The organism is Stenotrophomonas maltophilia (assembly GCF_001274595.1).
In the GTDB taxonomy this organism is placed as follows: Bacteria; Pseudomonadota; Gammaproteobacteria; order Xanthomonadales; family Xanthomonadaceae; genus Stenotrophomonas; species Stenotrophomonas forensis.
In genome coordinates, this window is the sequence record NZ_CP011010.1 from 4,373,592 (window position 1) to 4,392,333 (window position 18,742).

20 protein-coding genes and 2 tRNA genes are annotated in these 18,742 nt (G+C 66.7%); 7 read left to right on the forward strand and 15 right to left on the reverse strand.

The genetic code is table 11. The features are described from left to right. Positions 1-43 precede the first annotated feature (43 nt). A complete protein-coding gene (locus tag VN11_RS19880; RefSeq protein ID WP_053450990.1) occupies positions 44-1,930 on the forward strand; it encodes an EAL domain-containing protein in 1,887 nt (628 codons plus the stop codon). 1 nt (position 1,931) lies between these two features. Continuing rightward, positions 1,932-4,133, forward strand: a complete 2,202-nt coding sequence (locus VN11_RS19885; protein ID WP_053450991.1) for an ATP-binding protein — start codon at positions 1,932-1,934, stop codon at positions 4,131-4,133. 23 nt (positions 4,134-4,156) lie between these two features. On the opposite strand, the gene bfr is transcribed toward VN11_RS19885, so the two are convergent. The 3 genes from bfr to VN11_RS19900 form a co-directional block, all read right to left on the reverse strand. Then, positions 4,157-4,627 (reverse strand): bacterioferritin, encoded by a 471-nt coding sequence (gene bfr / locus VN11_RS19890; protein WP_005419804.1) that lies wholly within the window; start codon positions 4,625-4,627, stop codon positions 4,157-4,159. Between the two features lie 143 nt (positions 4,628-4,770). Beyond that, positions 4,771-4,980, reverse strand: a complete 210-nt coding sequence (locus tag VN11_RS19895; RefSeq protein ID WP_006473776.1) for a (2Fe-2S)-binding protein — start codon at positions 4,978-4,980, stop codon at positions 4,771-4,773. Between the two features lie 108 nt (positions 4,981-5,088). Next, the gene (locus tag VN11_RS19900) at positions 5,089-5,709 is read right to left on the reverse strand and encodes an RNA pyrophosphohydrolase (RefSeq protein ID WP_008265361.1); all 621 of its coding nucleotides are present in this window, start codon (positions 5,707-5,709) and stop codon (positions 5,089-5,091) included. 120 nt (positions 5,710-5,829) lie between these two features. Between VN11_RS19900 and VN11_RS19905 the strand changes: the two genes are divergently transcribed. Together VN11_RS19905 and VN11_RS19910 are read left to right on the forward strand one after the other, a co-directional pair. Beyond that, positions 5,830-5,906: transfer RNA gene (locus tag VN11_RS19905), tRNA-Met, on the forward strand. A gap of 55 nt (positions 5,907-5,961) precedes the next feature. Continuing rightward, a tRNA-Gln gene (locus VN11_RS19910) sits at positions 5,962-6,036 on the forward strand. 284 nt (positions 6,037-6,320) lie between these two features. On the opposite strand, the gene rpsI is transcribed toward VN11_RS19910, so the two are convergent. Beyond that, a complete protein-coding gene (gene rpsI / locus VN11_RS19915) occupies positions 6,321-6,713 on the reverse strand; it encodes a 30S ribosomal protein S9 (protein ID WP_005411311.1) in 393 nt (130 codons plus the stop codon). A 2-nt stretch (positions 6,714-6,715) separates the two neighbouring features. Then, positions 6,716-7,144 (reverse strand): 50S ribosomal protein L13, encoded by a 429-nt coding sequence (rplM, locus tag VN11_RS19920; protein WP_005414692.1) that lies wholly within the window; start codon positions 7,142-7,144, stop codon positions 6,716-6,718. 197 nt (positions 7,145-7,341) lie between these two features. Here rplM and coq7 point away from each other — a divergent pair, with 197 nt between their 5' ends. Continuing rightward, positions 7,342-7,986 (forward strand): 2-polyprenyl-3-methyl-6-methoxy-1,4-benzoquinone monooxygenase, encoded by a 645-nt coding sequence (coq7, locus tag VN11_RS19925; RefSeq protein ID WP_053450992.1) that lies wholly within the window; start codon positions 7,342-7,344, stop codon positions 7,984-7,986. 86 nt (positions 7,987-8,072) lie between these two features. Here coq7 and VN11_RS19930 read toward each other — a convergent pair whose 3' ends face one another. Both VN11_RS19930 and speD read right to left on the reverse strand, forming a co-directional pair. Then, the gene (locus VN11_RS19930; protein WP_005411314.1) at positions 8,073-8,393 is read right to left on the reverse strand and encodes a DMT family transporter; all 321 of its coding nucleotides are present in this window, start codon (positions 8,391-8,393) and stop codon (positions 8,073-8,075) included. Positions 8,394-8,562: 169 nt separating this feature from the next. Then, complete coding sequence (speD, locus tag VN11_RS19935) at positions 8,563-9,357, reverse strand: adenosylmethionine decarboxylase (RefSeq protein ID WP_006473908.1); 795 nt, start codon at positions 9,355-9,357, stop codon at positions 8,563-8,565. A 149-nt stretch (positions 9,358-9,506) separates the two neighbouring features. On the opposite strand from speD, the gene crp reads away from it, so the two are divergent. Both crp and VN11_RS19945 read left to right on the forward strand, forming a co-directional pair. Next, positions 9,507-10,196, forward strand: a complete 690-nt coding sequence (crp, locus tag VN11_RS19940; RefSeq protein WP_010482649.1) for a cAMP-activated global transcriptional regulator CRP — start codon at positions 9,507-9,509, stop codon at positions 10,194-10,196. 62 nt (positions 10,197-10,258) lie between these two features. After that, complete coding sequence (locus tag VN11_RS19945) at positions 10,259-11,020, forward strand: sulfite exporter TauE/SafE family protein (RefSeq protein ID WP_006473912.1); 762 nt, start codon at positions 10,259-10,261, stop codon at positions 11,018-11,020. A gap of 125 nt (positions 11,021-11,145) precedes the next feature. On the opposite strand, the gene VN11_RS19950 is transcribed toward VN11_RS19945, so the two are convergent. From VN11_RS19950 to VN11_RS19985, 8 genes are all read right to left on the reverse strand, one after another. After that, a complete protein-coding gene (locus VN11_RS19950; RefSeq protein WP_053450993.1) occupies positions 11,146-11,862 on the reverse strand; it encodes a haloacid dehalogenase-like hydrolase in 717 nt (238 codons plus the stop codon). Further along, the gene (gene trpC, locus VN11_RS19955) at positions 11,859-12,653 is read right to left on the reverse strand and encodes an indole-3-glycerol phosphate synthase TrpC (RefSeq protein ID WP_014038737.1); all 795 of its coding nucleotides are present in this window, start codon (positions 12,651-12,653) and stop codon (positions 11,859-11,861) included. Before trpC ends, VN11_RS19950 begins: the two co-directional genes overlap by 4 nt. Positions 12,654-12,727: 74 nt before the next feature. Beyond that, positions 12,728-13,759, reverse strand: coding sequence for an anthranilate phosphoribosyltransferase (gene trpD / locus VN11_RS19960; RefSeq protein WP_006474036.1), 1,032 nt, complete (start codon positions 13,757-13,759; stop codon positions 12,728-12,730). A gap of 16 nt (positions 13,760-13,775) precedes the next feature. Continuing rightward, entirely contained in the window at positions 13,776-14,363 is a 588-nt protein-coding gene (locus tag VN11_RS19965; protein ID WP_053450994.1) for an anthranilate synthase component II, read from the reverse strand. 2 nt (positions 14,364-14,365) lie between these two features. Beyond that, positions 14,366-15,136, reverse strand: coding sequence for an SIMPL domain-containing protein (locus VN11_RS19970; protein ID WP_053450995.1), 771 nt, complete (start codon positions 15,134-15,136; stop codon positions 14,366-14,368). 67 nt (positions 15,137-15,203) lie between these two features. Further along, a complete protein-coding gene (trpE, locus tag VN11_RS19975) occupies positions 15,204-16,679 on the reverse strand; it encodes an anthranilate synthase component I (RefSeq protein WP_008267401.1) in 1,476 nt (491 codons plus the stop codon). Between the two features lie 305 nt (positions 16,680-16,984). Then, positions 16,985-17,920: a lipid kinase YegS gene (yegS, locus tag VN11_RS19980; protein WP_053450996.1), complete on the reverse strand. Its 936-nt coding sequence runs from the start codon at positions 17,918-17,920 to the stop codon at positions 16,985-16,987. A gap of 291 nt (positions 17,921-18,211) precedes the next feature. Then, positions 18,212-18,694 (reverse strand): GNAT family N-acetyltransferase, encoded by a 483-nt coding sequence (locus VN11_RS19985; protein ID WP_053450997.1) that lies wholly within the window; start codon positions 18,692-18,694, stop codon positions 18,212-18,214. Positions 18,695-18,742: the final 48 nt, after the last annotated feature.

Here is an 18,742-nt window from a genome sequence, read left to right on the forward strand (position 1 = left end):
CGCCGGGCTTGCCGCATAATGAAGGCGAACACCAGGAGCACCGATGGCCGCAATCGAATCCCCCGCGGGCGCCCGCCCGGGACGCGCTGAAACCCCTCCGGCCGATCATTGGCAACGCTGGGCCGTCGAGGCGGTCACCCACGCTCCCGCCGCACCGGCAGCGGTCACGGCACAGGGTGGCACGGCCGATGCACCGTCGATCAACAGCGCGCCGCCACCGCTTCCCGGCCCTTCAGCGCTGGCAGAAGCCGGCAACAACGACCAGGCGCCGCCGGCATCCGATTCGCCCTATCGCGTGCTGATCGTCGAGGACGATCGCGCCCAGGCCCTGTTCGCGCAGAGCGTGCTGCACGGTGCCGGCATGCAGGCGATCGTGCACAGCGATGCCGACGGCGCGCTGCAGGCGATCAAGGACCACCGCCCGGACCTGATCCTGATGGATCTGCACCTGCCCGGGCTGGACGGCATGCGCCTGACCGCGCTGATCCGCCAGCAACCCGGCCTGCAGCTGCTGCCGATCGTATTCCTCAGCGGCGACCCGGACCCGGAGCGCCAGTTCGAAGTGCTCGACAGTGGCGCCGATGACTACCTGAGCAAGCCGATCCGCCCGCGCCACCTGATCGCCGCCGTGGCCAACCGCATCCGGCGCGCGCGTGCGCAGGCCGCGACCCTGCCAGGCGCCTCCGGTGCGCCGGCCACCAGCAATCCGGAAACCGGCCTGCCGACACGCCACCACGTATTGCAGCAGCTCAACGCCGCGCTTGCCCACCGCGACCCGGGTGGCGTGTTGTTCGTCGAAGTCTCCAGCGCGCTGGGCCTGCGCGAGCGCTATGGGTATGCCGCCTTCGAACGCCTGATGGTGCAGGCCGGCCAGCGCCTGGCCGAGGCGTGCCACCCGCACCTGCTGGCACGCCTGAACGACAACAGCTTCCTGCTGCTGGCGCGCACCGCCGATGAGGACAGCCTGGAAGGCATCGCCGCGGCCCTGCGTGAACAGCTGTCGGCGCGCGCGTTCGTGATCCGCGACGACGAATCCGTGCATCTGCGCGGCGTGGTCGGCTATGCCCCGCTGTCTTCCGGATTCGACGATGCCAACAGTGCCCTGGAAGCCGTCGAACGCACCACCCTGCAGGCGCGCCTGCTGAGCGCCGGCGTGGCCGGCCACGTGCACCGCGAGGCGATCAGCGAACAGGAGCATCTGGCGTTGCTGGAAGGCCAGCTGGAGCTGGCCTATCAGCCGATCGTCGCCGTCGCCGGCGGCAACACCGCGCAGTACCAGCTGCTGCTGCGCCTGCGCCAGGCCGATGGCACGGTGCTGGCGGCCGGCCAGGTGATTCCTGCCGCGGAAGCCGCCGGGCGCATCGCCGACCTCGACCAGCAGGTGATGGACCATGCGCTGGGCCTGCTGGACCTGTACCGGCACGCGACCCAGCCGCTGAACCTGTTCGTCTCGCAGTCGCTGCGTACCCTGCAGCGCGATGCCTTCGCCGACTGGCTGCTGGAGTCGCTGCACCAGCGCGACCTGCCCGGCAGCGCGCTGGTCATCGATGTGCGCCTGCCCGACGCACTGATCCACACCGTGCCGCTGCTGCAGTTCTGCCAGCGCATGGCCGGTGCCGGCGTGCGCTTCTGCCTCAGCCAGTTCGAACCGGGTGGAGAAGCCGATGCGTTGCTGACCCACCTCCCGCTGTCGTTCGTGCGCATGGCAGCACGCTTCTCCAGCAGCCACGCCAACCCTGCCACCCGCGAGGAACTGCGCAGGGCGATCGAGCAGGCCCATGCAGCCGGGCTGCAGATCATCGGCCAGCAGATCGAAGATCCGCAGGCGGCGGCCGCGATGTGGGTGGGCGGCGTCGACTACATCCAGGGCAACATGGTGCAGTCGGCCGGCAGCGACCTGAACTTCGACTTCCACAACGCGGTGCTCTGACGTGCCGCTGTGGGGCGTGCTGCTGGTTGCCCTCGCCGTGGCCGCCATCGCGCTGCTGCTGTTTGGCCTGCGCCTGCGCGCGCGCAACCTTGCGTTGGCCCAGCTGCAGCGCGAACGCAGCGTACTGGCCGCCGAACGCGACCAGCTGCGCCGCACCACCGAACGCCAGGGGCAGCTGGAGCAGCAGCTGCTGCAGGCCAAGCAGGCCGCCGAGGCCGCGGTGCTGGCCAAGGGCGAGTTCCTGGCCACGATGAGCCATGAGATCCGCACCCCGCTCAACGGCATCCTGCCGATGCTGGAGCTGATCGCGCGCGGCCCCCTGGGCGAGGACCAGCGACAGATGCTGGCCACCGCCTCGGCCAGTTCGCAGCAGCTGCTGCGCATCGTCGACGACATCCTCGACTATTCACGGCTGGAAGCACAGGCGCTGGAACTGGAGATCACCAGCTTCAACCTGCGTGACCTGCTCGATGGCGTGGTGCAGCTGATGCAGCGCGCCGCCGACGCCAAGGGCCTGTCGCTGGCGTTGCAGCTGGACCCAGCGGTGCGCCTGCCGGTACGCGGCGACCCGGTACGCCTGCGCCAGGTGTTGAGCAACCTGCTGGCCAACGCGATCAAGTTCACGGCACGCGGCCAGGTGCTGCTGCGGGTACAGCGGTTGGGCGAAGGCGCAGCGCAGCACCAGCTGCGCTTCGAGATCATCGACACCGGCATCGGCATCGACGAGGTGCTGCAGGCGCGGTTGTTCCAGTCCTTCAGCCAGGCCGACGCCTCCACCACCCGCATCTACGGGGGTACCGGCCTGGGCCTGGCCATCTGCAAGCGCATCATCGACCTCATGCAGGGCCGCATCGGCGTGCAGTCCACGCCCGGCCAGGGCGCCACGTTCTGGTTCGAGATTCCGCTGCTGAAGGTGCCCGGCGACCTGCCGGCCATGGCACGTCCGCCCGCTGCACTGCTGCTGTGCAGCGCCGATGCGATCCTGCAGGCGCGCGTCGAACGCATCGCTGCCCACCATGGGCTGCAGGTGCAGGTGCTGGCACAGCCCGGTGCGGTGGTCGAGCGCCTGCGCGCGCCGCCACGCCCCGGGCAGCCGGCGCCGGCCTGGCTGCTGGTCGACGCGCATGCACGCCGCGCGGGTGAAGCCACGCTGCAGCAGGCCCTGGCCGAACGGGGTGAGGAAGACATGCTGCAGGTGCTGTGGCTGCAGGACGACGCCGTTGCGGCGCGCCCGCGGCAGCAACGGCTGCCCGCACGTTTCGATGATGCCGCCCTGCATGTGCTGCTGGCGGTGCCGGCCGCGCACGCGCGGCCCGCCGCATTGCTGGCCAATGCTGAGGACGGATTGCCCGCGCCGACGTTGCCGCCGTTGCATCTACGCGTGCTGCTGGTGGAAGACAACACGGTCAACCGGATGGTGGCCGAGCAGCTGCTGCGCGTGTTCCAGTGCGAGGTGCGCAATGCCGCCGATGGCGAGCAGGCATTGCTCACCCTGCGCGAAGGCGGCATGGACGTGGTGTTGATGGACTGCCAGATGCCGGTGCTGGATGGCTACGCCGCCACCCGTCATTGGCGCGCCGAGGAAACGGCATCCGGGCGGCAGCGACTGCCAATCATCGCGATGACGGCCAATGCGATGGCCGGTGACCGCGAACGTTGCCTGCAGGCCGGCATGGACGATTACCTGTCCAAGCCGATCGCACGCGCCACGCTGCATGCGCTGTTGAAGCGCTGGGGACAGCGATCGGGCAATGCGGCAGCGTCGAACCCGCTCGGCGGCGATGCGCCCGCCACCGGCCCGGTCCTGACTGCCGAGCATGGCGCGGCCCTGCCAGGTACGAAGAGCCAGGCGGCGCCGCAACCGGTGCTGGATCGCGATGTGCTGGACGAACTGCACGCGGTGATCGGCGAGAGCGCCATCCAGATCGTCTCGGTGTTCCTGGACGATGCTCCGGCAATGGTGCAGCAACTGCAGCAGGCCGCACAGAACGGCGACGCGACGCGCCTGCAGGCGATCGCGCACAGCCTCAAGTCATCAAGCGCGAATGTCGGCGCGTTGTCGCTGTCTGCGGTGGCGCAGCGGATCGAGCATGAAGCCCGCAGTGACAGCCTGCAGCGCCCTGCCGTGGCAGTGGCGCTGCTGGTGGCCGAATTCGCCCGCGCGCGCGTCGCGCTGACGGGTTACCTGGCACAGCATCGCTAGCGTCGAGCAAGCTCGACGCTACGTCACTCTTCCAGCTTGCTCAGCAGGTACTTCGGCTCGCCGATGCGCTCGATCAGGTCCAGCTGTGTTTCCAGCCAGTCGATGTGCTCTTCTTCCGAGTCGAGGATCTTCACGAACAGCTGGCGGCTGACGTAGTCGCCAACCGAATCGGAATAGGCCACGGCCTCGCGCAGGGTGACCACGCCGTCGCGCTCCAGCGACAGGTCGCACTGCAGGATCTCGGTCGGGTTCTCGCCGATGCGCAGCTTGCCCAGCGCCTGGAAATTCGGCAGGCCTTCGAGGAACAGGATGCGGTCGGCGAGCATGTCGGCATGCTTCATCTCGTCGATCGATTCCTTGTACTCGTGTTCGGCCAGTTCCTTGATGCCCCAGTTCTTCAGCATCTTGGCGTGCAGGAAGTACTGGTTGATCGCGGTCAGCTCGTTGTAGAGGACCTTGTTGAGGAATTCGATGACCTTGGTGTCGCCCTTCATGGGGATGCTCCTGCACGCTGAAAACGCAGGCACTTTAGCGCCTTGCGCAGCCTCGTGAAGGAACGCGAATCGTGCGCATTGGCCTGTGCGGCCAGCGGTGAAGGAAGCGAAAGCGCGGCGTCAACGCACCGCGAAAGAAACGGTCAGGCGACCTGGGCCAGGCCCAACACCGGCAGCGGCAGATCGTGGGTGGCACGTGCCTTGGCCAGCAGCTCGCCGGCCATGTCCAGGCAGGAACCGCAGGTGGCACCACAGCCGGTACGCATGGTCAGTTCGGCCACCGTGCTGACGCCATTGCCGGCGGCTTCGCGGATCTGGTGGTCGGTGACTCCGTTGCAGATGCAGACGTACACAGGCGGGAACCGGGCTGACAGGCCAGAAGCGGCCTGTTGGCTATTCCAATGGAAACGAGAATGGTTGTCAATCAGAGACCTGAACCATTCTCGATACCGTTCAGCCCGTCAGCTGGCCGGGCCGTCGCCCTGTGCCTTCTTCGGCCAATAGCCCCGGGTCCGCGGGCGCTTGCGGGGTCGCTCGTGCCCGGCCGTATGGCCTGGCATCCAGGCCTCGGCGGCGCTCTTGGGCATGGCGGTGACGCCCTGCCCGGCCACGCCGCGCGCCAACGGCGCCAGGTGTCGCAGGGCACGCGCATAGACGCCGCGCTTGAACATCACCACATGCTCCACCGGGTACCAGAAGTCCACCCAGCGCCAATGGTCGAACTCGGGCGAGTCGGTGTGGTCCAGCTTCACATGGGATTCGTCGCCGGTCAGGCGCAGCAGGAACCAGACCTGCTTCTGGCCGATGCAGACCTGCCGCTCGTTGCGGCGGATGGCCCGCGCCGGCAGCTTGTAGCGCAGCCAGCCGGGTGTCGCCCCGAGCACTTCCACATGCTCAGGCAGCAGGCCGGTCTCTTCCTGCAGTTCACGATACATGGCCTCGACAGGCGTCTCGTCGGTATTCATGCCACCCTGCGGGAACTGCCAGCCGTCCCGGCGCACACGTCGTGCCCAGAACACCTGACCATCCTGCCGCATCAGCACGATGCCGACGTTCGGTCGATAGCCGTCCGGATCGATCACGATGCGGACTCCTAAAAAATCTACTGGTCGGGACTATCCCATGCCCTCTGCCGCCCCACAAGCACGATACAAAAGTGTTGACAGGGGCGATACACATCCGCAGAATAGCGGGCTCACCAAGGCTATGTAGCTCAGCCGGTTAGAGCACAGCACTCATAATGCTGGGGTCGGTGGTTCGAGTCCACCCATAGCCACCACACTGAAAATCAAGTTGTTTTCCAGTGTGAAAAGTGAGAAAATAGTTGCACGTTTTGCCCCGTCGCCAAGCGGTAAGGCACCTGACTCTGACTCAGGCATTCGGTGGTTCGAATCCATCCGGGGCAGCCAAACAAAAAAGAAAAAAGCCTGATCGAAAGATCAGGCTTTTTTCTTTTTTGTTTGGTCACGCATCCCACCTTATCCCCGCGCCTGTCGGCGCGCGCCCTTGAACAACAAGGGGGCCCTCCTCCAGAGAGAGATCCGGGGTCGGATCCTTCGAAACCACGGGTAGTGCCGGCCGCTGGCCGGCAACCTGGAAATGCATGACCCCAGAACGACAAAAGCCCGGCCGAAGCCGGGCTTTTGCTTTCCAACCAGCGGGCTCCCGAGGGAGCCCAACCAGGCGCGGTAAATCAGCGCTTGGAGAACTGGGTGGCGCGGCGGGCCTTGTGCAGACCGACCTTCTTACGCTCGACTTCACGGGCGTCACGGGTCATGAAGCCGGCCTTGCGCAGCTCGGACTTCAGGGTTTCGTCGTACTCGACCAGAGCACGGGCGATGCCCAGACGGATCGCACCGGCCTGGCCGGTGGTGCCGCCGCCAGCGGCGGTGACCAGGATGTCGAAGCTTTCGGTGTTCTTGGTCAGCTCGAGCGGCTGGCGCACGATCATGCGCGCGGTCTCACGACCGAAGAACTCGTCCAGCGGACGGCCATTGACGGTGATGTTGCCCGAACCCTTGCGCAGGAACACGCGAGCGGTGGAGGACTTGCGGCGGCCAGTGCCGTAGTTTTGAGTGATAGCCATGATTAGATATCCAGAACCTGCGGCTGCTGTGCGGCGTGCGGATGCTCAGTGCCGGCGTAGACCTTGAGCTTGCGGTACATCTGGCGACCCAGCGGGCCCTTCGGCAGCATGCCCTTCACGGCGATCTCGATCACGCGCTCCGGGTGGCGCTCCAGCGCCTGGGCCAGGGATTCGGTCTTCAGGTTGCCGATGTAACCGGTGAAACGGTGATACATCTTGTCCTGCAGCTTCTTGCCGGTGACGGCAATCTTTTCTGCATTGATGACGACCAGGTAGTCGCCGGTATCAACGTGCGGGGTGTAGACCGGCTTGTGCTTGCCACGCAGACGGCGGGCCAGCTCGGTGGCGAGACGGCCCAGGGTCTTGCCCTCGGCGTCGACGAGGTACCAGTCGCGCTGGACGGTCTCGTTCTTGGCAGTGAAAGTGCTCATGAAGAACTCTAGGTTAGGTCGGGCTCATTGCGGCGAAAGGCTCGCCGGAACTCTGCCACGCGTTGTGAAAAGGTGAAGCGTAAGAGGCGGGATTGTACGCACCCTGGCCGCCGGGCGCAAGTCGCCCCTGCCCCCCGGGTTGGCAGGGCGGCAGGGCCGGGCGAGAATCGGGCCCTCCCCGCCCCACCCGTACCGCCATGACCGCACTCCGCCAGACCACCCCGCTGGACCACCTGCTGACCGAGGCACAGCGCGCCCTGGACACGGTGTTCGGCAACCCGCCGGCGGCCCGCCCCTACCCGGCCGCGGATACCGACGAGCCGGGCATGGACAGCACCGAGCGCCGCCACGCGGCGGGCCTGATGCGGATCAACCACGTCGGCGAGGTCTGCGCGCAGGGCCTGTATTTCGGCCAGGCGGCGGTGGCCCGCGACCCGGCCACGCGTGAACACCTGCTGGAAGCCGCCCAGGAAGAGACCGACCACCTGGCCTGGTGCGCCACCCGGCTGGGCGAGCTGGACAGCCGTCCCAGCCTGTTCAACCCGCTGTGGTACGCCGGCAGCTACACCATCGGCACCCTGGCCGGGCTGCGCGGCGACGGCTGGAACCTGGGCTTCGTGGTCGAAACCGAGCGCCAGGTGGAGGCCCATCTGGACGAGCACCTGGTCGATCTACCCGCCGGTGACCTGCGCAGCCGCGCGGTCATCCAGGTGATGAAGGACGACGAGGCCCGCCATGCGGAACACGCCGAACAGGCCGGCGCCCGCCGCCTGCCGTTCCCGATTCCGGGGGCAATGGCGCTGGCCTCCAGGGTGATGAAGACCATCGCGTACCGCATTTGAACGGGGCACCCCCACCAACGGTGGGGGCCTACCCAATGGCACGGTGGGGCCCGATGGTGGGGCCCGACCGTTGGTCGGGCCGCCTTTCAGTTGGGCGAGACCAGCTTCAGGCCGATCACCCCGGCCACGATCAGGCCGACGCAGGCCAGGCGGGCCGGCGATGCGCTGTCGTTGAACAGGTAGATGCCCAGCACCGCCACGCCCATGGCGCCGATACCGGTCCAGATCGCGTAGGCCGTGCCGACCGGGATGCTCTTCATCGCCTGGCTCATCAGGTACAGGCTGATCAGCGCCGACACCACCGTGGCAGCGGTGGGCAGGGGTTTGCTGAAACCTTCGGAGTACTTCATTCCAAGGGCGAAACCGATCTCGAACAGGCCGGCCAGCAGCAGGTAGATCCAGGGCATGGGTGGGGGCTCCTTACCTTTTTTGAAAAAACGAAACGGCCCGGTGTTTTCACACCGGGCCGTGGGTCGGTACATCACCGTGGAGCCATGACGCTTGCGCGGTACAGGGGTTCCACAGGGCGGGTCGTCCCGGCTGGGCGGCGATGCCTGCGGGCATCGCGCATGGGGCTTACTCGGACAGGTTGCGGCCGTGGAACAGCTCTTCGATCTCGCGCTTGAGCAGCGCTTCGATCTTCATGCGTTCCTTGAACGACAGGTTCTTGGCCTTTTCCTCGAACAGGTACTGGTCCAGGTCGAAGTCCTTCAGGTGCATCTTGGTGTGGAAGATGTTTTCCTGGTAGACGTTGACGTCGAACATCTCGTAGCGCGACTTGATGTTCTTGGCCAGGAAGTTCTGGATCGAGTTGATCTTGTGGTCGATGTAGTGCTTCTTACCCTTCACATCGCGGGTGAAGCCACGGACGCGGTAGTCCATGATCACGATGTCCGACTCAAGGCTTTCGATCAGGTAGTTCAGGGCCTTCAGCGGGGAAATGACGCCACAGGTGGCCACGTCGATGTCCGCGCGGAACGTCGCGATACCTTCCTGCGGATGGGTTTCCGGATAGGTATGGACGGTGATGTGGCTCTTGTCCATGTGCGCGACCACGGCGTCGGAGATCAGCTCCTTGCCGGCCTGCTTCTTGTCGATCACCGGCTCTTCGGAGATCAGGATGGTCACCGAGGCACCCTGCGGGTCGTAGTCCTGGCGGGCCACGTTCAGGATGTTGGCGCCGATGATCTCGGCGACATCGGTCAAGATTTGAGTCAGCCTGTCGGCGTTGTACTCTTCATCGATGTATTCAATGTAACGCTGACGCTCCTCTTCGGTGCGCGCGTAACACACGTCATAGATGTTGAAGCTCAGCGCCTTGGTGAGGTTGTTGAAACCCTGCAGCCTCAGGCGAGGCAACGGCTTGACCACGGCGGTCGATTCCTGTGTAAGAAGGGAAAGGGGGAATTATGGGGCAAACTGCCCCCGGGGGGAACGTGAAGACGCAAGAGTTCTGGCACACTGTTTGCCCTTAACAATTGCGCTGGTTAAGCTCCGCTATCGACCCCGTGAATCCGTTCATGCGCAGAGGGAGCGCCCCTATCGTGTCAACCGTGCGCCTAGCTAGCAGTCCACTGGCCCTGGATATCGCCACCATCGATCGTTTCCTGGCGCACAGCCACAGGCGGCGATATCCCACCCGTACCGACGTCTTCCGACCCGGTGACCCGGCGGGAACCCTGTATTACGTCATCAGCGGCTCGGTTTCGATCATGGCCGAGGAAGATGACGATCGCGAGCTTGTGCTGGGCTACTTCGGTGCCGGCGAGTTCGTGGGCGAGATGGGCCTGTTCGTCGAATCGGACCGCCGCGAGGTGATCCTGCGGACCCGTACCGCCTGCGAACTGGCCGAGATCAGCTACGAACGCCTGCACCAGCTGTTCCTCGGCCCGCTGTCGGCCGACGCCCCGCGCCTGCTGTATGCGCTGGGCCAGCAGATCTCCAAGCGCCTGCTCGACACCAGCCGCAAGGCCAGCCGCCTGGCGTTCCTGGACGTTACCGACCGGATCGTGCGCACCCTGCACGACCTGGCGCAGGAGCCGGAGGCGATGAGCCATCCGCAGGGCAGCCAGTTGCGCGTCTCGCGCCAGGAACTGGCCCGCCTGGTCGGCTGCTCGCGCGAAATGGCCGGCCGCGTGCTGAAGAAGCTGCAGACCGACGGCCTGCTGCACGCACGCGGCAAGACCGTGGTGCTGTACGGCACCCGTTGACCGTTGAGCACACGGTGGGTGCGGACCTTGGTCCGCACTCCTTTGCGCGCTAGGCTCGTTCCATGGAACTGAGCAGCGCATTCTGGTGGTTCATCCTCATCGGCCTCGGCGCCCAGCTGGTCGACGGCGCGCTGGGCATGGCGTTCGGCCTGGTGTCGTCGTCGGTGATGCTGGCCATGGGCATCCCGCCCGCGCAGGCCAGCGCCGCCATCCACACCGCCGAGGTGTTCACCACTGGCGCCTCCGGCGTGTCGCATCTGGTCGCCGGCAATGTCGATAAACGCTTGTTCCTGCGCCTCGCCCTGCCCGGCGCGGTAGGCGGCGCAGTCGGTGCCTACGGCCTGACCCAGCTGCCCGGCGAGGTGATCCGCCCGCTCATCTATCTCTACCTGCTGGTGCTGGCCATCATCATCCTGGCCCGTGCCGCCGGCCGCCTGATGCCCAAGGGCGAGGTCAAGCGGGTACCCGTGCTGGGCTTCGTGGCCGGCTTCCTGGATGCCAGCGGCGGTGGCGGCTGGGGGCCGGTGGCCACCTCCACCCTGCTCGCCCGCGGCGGCCAGGCGCGCACCACCATCGGCACCGTAAACGCCGCCGAGTTCGTGGTCACCCTGACGGTTTCAGCAACGTTCCTGCTGTCGATGGGGCTGCATCACCTGCAGATCGTGGCCGGCCTGCTGATCGGCGGCATGATGGCCGCCCCGGTGGCCGCACTGCTGGTCAAGCGCCTGAAGGAGCGCTGGGTGCTGGTGGCCGTCGGCGTGCTGGTGCTGGGCATCAGCCTGTTCCAGATCGGCCACGCGCTGAGCGGGTACCTGGCGCGCTGAGCGCTCGCCGGGCATGGCCCTGCGATGCATGCACGGCGTTCGGTAGTGCCGGCCGCTGGCCGGCAACCTCATGATCTGCGGAGGGGCGTGCCAGGTTGCCGGCCAGCGGCCGGCACTACCGCGCATTACGCCTTGTCGCCGCCGCGGTCGACGCAACCCCAGTTGAGGATGCGGGTGCCGGCCGGCAGCACGCGGCGGAAGAAGTCCACCTTGCCCGGCTTCGGGTTCACCACCACCGGCGCCCTGGCGGCCAGCAACAGCGGCAGGTCGGCAGTACTGTCGGAATAGGCAATGTCGATGTCGCCGTAGCCGCGCTCGCGCAGCATGCGCATCTTCTCTTCGTTGTGGCAGTGCCGGGTCGGGCCGACCCCGCCCAGTCGCGGGCCGACCTCGGTGCCGATCACCGGCACGTCCTGGTGGGCGACAAAGGCCAGGATCGCGCGCGCCAGCTCGGGTGGCGCACCCGTGGCAACCACCACGCGGTCGCCCTTGGCGCGGTGCGCGGCGAATACCTCCAGCGCCTGCGGCAACAGCTTGGCGCGCATCTGCGCCTCATTGCGCAGCACGTAGGCGTCAATCACCTTGTTGAAGTCGCGCGCCCGGTGCAGGCCGAAACTGCCGATCCACACATAGACCGAAATGCCGGCACGACGGGTCGGCAGCATCGCCACCATCGGCCCGGCGATCGGCGTGACCAGCAGCGCGGCCAGCATGCGCAGCGGATTGCGCTTGATCAGCGAGGCGAACAGGTGGGTGCCCGAATCGCCGTCGTAGAGGGTGTGGTCGAAGTCGAAGACCACCAGCGGCGCATCCCCGCGCGGCGTTGGATAGTGCGTTGTCATGCCGCGAAGAATAGCTGACGCAGGCCCTCGCCCGGCTCTTCCACGCGCATGAAGGCCTCGCCGACCAGGAACGCGTGGATGCCGGCGTCACGCATCAGCGCCACGTCCTGCGGGCCGAGGATGCCGCTCTCGGTCACCAGCAGGCGGTCGCGCGGCACGGCGTTCTGCATGTCCAGCGTGGTCTGCAGCGAGACCTCGAAGGTGCGCAGGTTGCGGTTGTTGATGCCGATCATCGGCGCCGGCACCTGCAGCGCGCGCTCCAGTTCGTCGATGTCGTGCACTTCCACCAGCACGTCCATGCCCAGCGACAGCGCCAGTTCGGACAGGGTGGCCAGCTGGGTGTCGTCCAGCGCGGCAACGATCAGCAGGATGCAGTCGGCGCCCAGCACGCGTGCCTCGTACACCTGGTAGGCGTCGATCACGAAGTCCTTGCGCAGCACCGGCAGCGTGCAGGCCTCGCGGGCCTGCTGCAGGTAGGCGTCGGCGCCCTGGAAGAAATCGACGTCGGTCAGCACCGACAGGCAGCTGGCACCGCCGAACTCGTAACTGACGGCGATGTCGGCCGGGCGGAAGTCCGGGCGGATCACGCCCTTGGACGGGCTGGCCTTCTTCACCTCGGCGATCACCGCGGGGTCGCCATTGGCCACCGCGGCCTGCAGCGCGCGCACGAAGCCACGTACCGGCGGGGCGCTGGCCAGGGCGGCCTGCAGCTCCTCGAGGGGGCGCTGGGCGCGGCGCTGGGCCACTTCTTCGGCCTTGCGGGCCAGGATCGTCTGCAGGATGTCGCTCATCGTCGTCGGTTCAATGCGGGGGCGGTGAGGACGGCCATTATCGGCCATCGAGGGGATCAGGCTGAACCGCGCGCTCAGGCAACCAGCGCGCGGGTGGTGTCAACGTACTGCTGCAGGCGCTGGCGGGCGCTGCCATTGGCGATGGCGGCACGGGCGCGGGCCAGGCCGTCGCCGATGTCGCTGGCCACGCCGGCCACGTACAGGGCGGCACCGGCGTTCAGGGCGACGATGTCCAGCGCCGGGCCCGGGGTGTTGTCCAGTACCGCGCGCAGCATCGCGATGGACTGCTCCGGGCTGTCCACGCGCAGGTTGCGGCTGGCCGACATGGCAATGCCAAAGTCCTCCGGGTGGATCTCGTACTCACGCACCTTGCCGTCGCGCAGCTCGCCGACCAGGGTGCCGGCACCCAGCGAGATCTCGTCCATGTTGTCGCGGCCCCAGACCACCATCGCGCGCTCGGTGCCCAGCTCGCGCAGCACGCGCGCCTGGATGCCGACCAGATCGGGATGGAACACGCCCATCAGCACCGACGGTGCGCTGGCCGGGTTGGTCAGCGGGCCGAGGATGTTGAAGATGGTGCGCACGCCCATCTCGCGGCGTACCGGCGCGACCACCTTCATCGACGGATGATGGATCGGCGCGAACATGAAGCCGATGCCGGTCTGTTCGATCGCAGCGGCCACCTGGGCCGGCTGCAGTTCGATGGCCGCGCCCAGCGCTTCCACCGCATCGGCGCTGCCGGATTTGGACGACACGCTGCGGTTGCCGTGCTTGGCCACGCGCGCACCGGCGGCGGCGGCGACGAACATCGCGCAGGTGGAGATGTTGAAGGTGTGCGAGCCATCGCCACCGGTGCCGACGATATCGACCAGGTGGGTGGGATCGGCCACCGGTACCGCCAGCGCGAACTCGCGCATCACGGTGGCCGCTGCGGCGATCTCGTCGATGGTTTCCTTCTTCACCCGCAGGCCGGTGAGGATGGCGGCAGTCATCATTGGCGAGACGTCGCCGCGCATGATCTGCCGCATCAGGTCGACCATTTCGTCGAAGAAGATTTCGCGATGTTCGATGGTGCGCTGCAGGGCTTCCTGGGGGGAGAAGCTCATGGGAATGCTCCTTGGATCAGGCCGCCGGGCGCTGCAGGAAATTGCGCAGCAGGGCGTGGCCGTGTTCGGTGAGGATGGATTCGGGGTGGAACTGCACGCCTTCCACCGGGAACTGGCGGTGGCGCAGGCCCATGATCTCTTCGATCGAGCCGTCCTCGTTCTCGGTCCAGGCGGTCACTTCCAGGCAGTCCGGCAGGCGGTTCTTGTCCACCACCAGCGAGTGGTAGCGGGTGGCCTGGTAGCGGTCCGGCAGGCCGGCGAACACGCCCTTGCCCTCGTGGCGGATCGGCGAGGTCTTGCCGTGCATGATGTTGCCGGCGCGGATGACCGTGCCGCCGTAGACCTGGCCGATGCCCTGGTGGCCCAGGCACACACCGAGGATCGGCGTGCTCGGGCCCAGTCGCTGGATCAGTTCCAGCGACACGCCCGCTTCGTTGGGCGTGCACGGGCCGGGCGAGATGACGATGCGCTCGGGCTTCTGCGCGGCAATCTCATCCACGCTCATCGCATCGTTGCGCACCACCTTCACCTCGGCGCCAAGCGTCTGCAGGTACTGCACGAGGTTGTAGGTGAAGCTGTCGTAGTTGTCGATCATCCACAACATGGTCAGGTTCCGTCGCTTATCAGGAAAATGGCGTACACGTTTTCGGTGTAGGTGATGGGGCCGGCTTCGATCGACTCGCGTATGTTCGAACCGGTAGCCTCGATGCTGTTCTGCGGCGCGGGCGGCGCGGGCGGCGCGAACGTGTCGTCGACGCGAGGCCAATTCCCCGCCTGCACGCCATAGGCAAAGTTCGGCGCCACATCGGAGATGCTGTACAGGCCACGCAGCTTCGTGCCGTAAGCCTTGGCCAGGCCCTGCGCGGATTCGCGCGTCTGTGCCGCCGCCTCGCCCTTGAGTTCGCGCCGCAGCGCCACTTCGCCCGAATAGGTTGGAGCCACGCTGCTGACCTGCACGTTCTCGTTGGCCTTCAGCGCACCCAGCACATCCTGCATCGCCTTCACGCTGGCGAAGCTGGCGCGCAGCTGGCGCGACACGCGGGTACCGATGAAAACCTGCCGGCTCTGCTCATAGCGCGTCGCAGGACCAATGCGCAGGTTGTCCGCACGCACGCTGCCTTCCTCCGCCTTGTACTGCTTGAACAGCGCCAGCACGCGGGCGACGTTGTCCTGCACGCGGCGCCGCGCGGCATCGGCATCCATGTCGGTCTCTTCGATGTTCAGCTGCAGGCCGAACCGGTCCGGCATCACCACGCGGCGCGCCTCGCCCTTCACCAGCAGGTGCGGCTGCGAGGGAATGGTGTTGGCCTGCGCCCACGCAGACGGGGCCATCGTGGCCAGCAGTGACGACCACAGCAATGCGCTCAGCAGCTTCATGCGGTACTCCTTGTCCTGAATGGGAACAGCGGAAGGTGCCGCGGCGCAGGCCATGGCACGGGAAGGCTTACAGGCCCTTGGCAGCCTGGGCGACGGCGCGGAACAGCGCGCGGCCCTTGTTCATCGTCTCGTCCCATTCCTTGTCCGGGTCCGAGTCGTAGACGATGCCGGCGCCGGCCTGCACGTACAGGCGGCCGTCCTTGATCACCGCGGTGCGGATTGCAATCGCGGTATCGGCATCACCGTGCCAGCCGATGTAGCCGATGCTGCCGGCGTAGACATTGCGCTTGATCGGTTCCAGCTCGCGGATCACTTCCAGCGCACGGATCTTCGGCGCGCCGCTGACCGTACCGGCCGGGAAGGTGGCGCGCAGCACGTCGGCATAGCTCAGGCCCGGCTGCAGCTGCCCGGTCACTTCGCTGACGATGTGCATGACGTGGCTGTAACGCTCGATCACGAACTGCTCGCCCACTTCCACGGTACCGGCCTTGGAGACGCGGCCGGCGTCGTTGCGGCCGAGGTCGATCAGCATCAGGTGCTCGGCGCGCTCCTTCGGATCGGCCAGCAGCTCGGCTTCCAGCGCCAGGTCCTGCTCGACGGTGGCGCCGCGCGGACGGGTACCGGCGATCGGACGCACGGTGACTTCGCCGTCCTGCAGGCGTACCAGGATTTCCGGCGAGGAACCGACCACCTGCAGGTCGCCGACATCGAGGAAATACATGTACGGCGAAGGATTCAGTGCACGCAGCGCGCGGTACACATCCACCGGACGCGCCTTGAACGGCACGCTCAGGCGCTGGCTGAGCACCACCTGGAAGATGTCACCGGCGCGGATGTATTCCTTGCTGCGCTGGACCGCATCAACGAAGCCTTCGCGGGTGAACCCGGAGACGAAATCGGATTCGTCCAGCACGTCGCTGTTGAGCGGCGCCGGATAGCCCGCGCCCGGCGCGCGCAGCTTGGCGGTCAGTGCATCCAAACGGGCCTGGGCCTGCTCGAAGGCGCCGTCGACACGCGGGTCGGCATGCACGATCAGGTACAGGCGGCCCTTGAGGTTGTCGAACACCGCCAGCTCGTTGGAATCGAGCAGCAGGATGTCCGGGGTACCCAGTTCATCGCGGCCGGCCGGCGGTGCCAGGCGCGGTTCGATGTAGCCGATGCACTCGAAGCCGAACCAGCCGACCAGGCCACCGGTGAAGCCCGGCAGGCCGTCCAGCTTGGGCACCGAGTGGGCGCTGCGCAGCGCCTCGACCTCGGCGAACGGGTCGGCCACTTCGCGGGTTTCCACCACCTGGCCGTCCTCGCGCACGGTCAGCGTGTGGCCGTGGAAGGCGTACACGCGGCGCGCCGGCAGGCCGATGATCGAGTAACGACCAAAGCGCTCGCCGCCTTCGACGGATTCAAACAGGTAGGTATTGGGGCCGTCGGCGAGCTTCAGATAAACCGAAAGCGGCGTGTCCAGGTCGGACAGCACTTCGCGGACAACGGGGATGTGGGTGTGGCCTTCAGCGGCCTGCAGCTGAAACTGAGCGTGCGAGTTCAAGACGACTTTCCTTCCGGGACACAGCGTTATGGGGGCGGACGACGGCAACGGGCCACCATCGCCACCAACGGCGTGCGGAAGAAAGGGTATGCGGGGTCGTCAGGCTGGACACCCGGTGACTGTATCGCAGCAAAGGCGGGAGGGGAACCCTGTGAAACTGAACCGCGCGACGCCCGGGGCCGGCCACGGGGACCAGCAACGGCGACCGGTAGAGCCGACTGTCAGTCGACTGCTCTCCGTTCCGACGGCGTAAGAACCCGCGTTGCGCGCGCAAGTCGACTAACAGTCGATTCTACCCGCCGGCTCTAGCGCTGCCCGGCCAGCAACGGGCAACCGGCCGGCAGGTGCATCCGCACCCTGCCCGGCACGCACTCGACGCGGAGCTGGCGGGCCTGCACCGGTTCACCGTCCAGGTTGAGCGTCAGCGGACGCTCGGATGCGATCTGCAGCCACGGCAGCCGCGCGCGCGTGGCCAGCTGTTCCAGCGCGGCCTGGGTGCCCGACTTCAGCATCTGGCCCAGCGTGGCGGTCACCTCGCCTTCCAGCTCCGGCAGTACCGTCACATCCAGCAACCCGTCGTCGATCAGTGCCTGCGGGCACAGCTGCTGGCCGCCACCGGCCTGGCGACCGTTGCCGATGCCCAGTGCGATGAAATCGCCTTCCCAGGCGAAATCGGGGCCCGACAGGCGTGCACTGATCGGCTCGATCCGCCCGAGCTTGGCGATGCCGGTGATCACATAGGCCAGCCCACCCAGCATCTTCTTCAGGCCAGCATCGGTTTCCACGGTGACCTGCGTACCGAAGCCCCCGCTGGCGAGATTGGCGCACCACCAGGGCGTGCCATCAGCGTCCACGCGCAGCAGATCGATGGCGTGCGGCCGCGCCTGCCCGATCAGCGCGAAGGCGTCCTTCGGTTCGGTCGGGATGCCGGCCGAGGTGGCGAAATCGTTGGCCGTCCCCATCGGGATCAGCGCCAGCGAGGGCAGCGCATCGGCAGGTTCCTCACGATGCGCCAGCGTTTCCGCCACCGCGCTGAGCGTACCGTCGCCACCGGCGGCAACGATCACGTCCACGCCGTGGTCGATCGCTTCGGCCACGTAGCGTTCGGCATCCCCCTCTTCCCAGGTCACCCGCACGTCCAGCTGCACGCCCTGCCCGCGCCAATGGCCGACGGCGTCGCGCAGCTCTTCGTTGCCCGCGGATTTTCCGTTGAGGATCAGGCGCCAGCGCGGGATGGTCATGCAGTGCTTCCGGTGCGGGGGTGGCACAGGCTAGCAATGCGCTGTTTGTCCCCAGTGAATGTCACGCAGATGTCATTCAGCTACCGGAGAATGGAAGGCCATAGCAGGGACGATGGATGGAGGCAGGATCAGCCTCCCACGCATGCAGCAGGGCCACGCCAGTGATTGGCGTGGTCTTTTTTTTTGGAGTTCACAGGGAGTGCGAACCAAGGTTCGCACCCACCGGGTTGCGGTTCGCACCCACCCAACTGGGGTCCGCGCCCACCCAACTGGGGTTTGCCCCCACGAGCCTCAACCGTTGGCGAAATCGTGCAGCGCCTGGCCCTGCAGCCGGTACACGGTCCACTCGTCCTGCGGTTTCGCACCGGCAGCGGTGTAGAACTCGATGGCCGGGGTATTCCAGTCCAACACCGACCATTCGAAGCGACCGCAGCCTTCGGACACGGCCTGGCGCGCGATGTACTTCAGCAGCGCCTTGCCCGCGCCTGCGCCGCGCTTTTCCTGGCTGACGTACAGGTCTTCCAAGTAGATGCCCTTGCGGCCCAGCCAGGTGGAGTAGTTGTAGAAATACACCGCGTAGCCGATCGCTTCGCCGTCGGCTTCGCAGATCAGCGCGCGTGCCGTAGCGTCGGCACCGAACAGGCTCTCGGCGATGCCGATCTCATCGGTCTGCACCGAATGCTCGGCCTTCTCGTAGATCGCCAGTTCGCGGATGAAATGCAGGATCAGGCCGGCATCGGCCACGGTGGCCGGGCGGATGTTCAACAGTGCCATGAGCGGAAAAAGGGGACGGAGGGAATTAAGCGAGCTTAATCCCCTCCG

What these genes read in the sequence shown, in the direction of transcription:
- VN11_RS19880 (WP_053450990.1), top strand. Translation starts at nt 44, where the DNA reads ATGGCCGCAATCGAATCCCCCGCGGGCGCCCGCCCGGGACGCGCTGAA.
- bfr (WP_005419804.1), bottom strand. Translation starts at nt 4,627, where the DNA reads ATGAAGGGCGACACCAAGGTCATCGAATTCCTCAACAAGGTCCTCTAC.
- rpsI (WP_005411311.1), bottom strand. Translation starts at nt 6,713, where the DNA reads ATGGCTATCACTCAAAACTACGGCACTGGCCGCCGCAAGTCCTCCACC.
- rplM (WP_005414692.1), bottom strand. Translation starts at nt 7,144, where the DNA reads ATGAGCACTTTCACTGCCAAGAACGAGACCGTCCAGCGCGACTGGTAC.
- coq7 (WP_053450992.1), top strand. Translation starts at nt 7,342, where the DNA reads ATGACCGCACTCCGCCAGACCACCCCGCTGGACCACCTGCTGACCGAG.
- VN11_RS19930 (WP_005411314.1), bottom strand. Translation starts at nt 8,393, where the DNA reads ATGCCCTGGATCTACCTGCTGCTGGCCGGCCTGTTCGAGATCGGTTTC.
- crp (WP_010482649.1), top strand. Translation starts at nt 9,507, where the DNA reads ATGCGCAGAGGGAGCGCCCCTATCGTGTCAACCGTGCGCCTAGCTAGC.
- VN11_RS19945 (WP_006473912.1), top strand. Translation starts at nt 10,259, where the DNA reads ATGGAACTGAGCAGCGCATTCTGGTGGTTCATCCTCATCGGCCTCGGC.
- VN11_RS19950 (WP_053450993.1), bottom strand. Translation starts at nt 11,862, where the DNA reads ATGACAACGCACTATCCAACGCCGCGCGGGGATGCGCCGCTGGTGGTC.
- trpC (WP_014038737.1), bottom strand. Translation starts at nt 12,653, where the DNA reads ATGAGCGACATCCTGCAGACGATCCTGGCCCGCAAGGCCGAAGAAGTG.
- trpD (WP_006474036.1), bottom strand. Translation starts at nt 13,759, where the DNA reads ATGAGCTTCTCCCCCCAGGAAGCCCTGCAGCGCACCATCGAACATCGC.
- VN11_RS19965 (WP_053450994.1), bottom strand. Translation starts at nt 14,363, where the DNA reads ATGTTGTGGATGATCGACAACTACGACAGCTTCACCTACAACCTCGTG.
- VN11_RS19970 (WP_053450995.1), bottom strand. Translation starts at nt 15,136, where the DNA reads ATGAAGCTGCTGAGCGCATTGCTGTGGTCGTCACTGCTGGCCACGATG.
- yegS (WP_053450996.1), bottom strand. Translation starts at nt 17,920, where the DNA reads ATGACCATCCCGCGCTGGCGCCTGATCCTCAACGGAAAATCCGCGGGC.
- VN11_RS19985 (WP_053450997.1), bottom strand. Translation starts at nt 18,694, where the DNA reads ATGGCACTGTTGAACATCCGCCCGGCCACCGTGGCCGATGCCGGCCTG.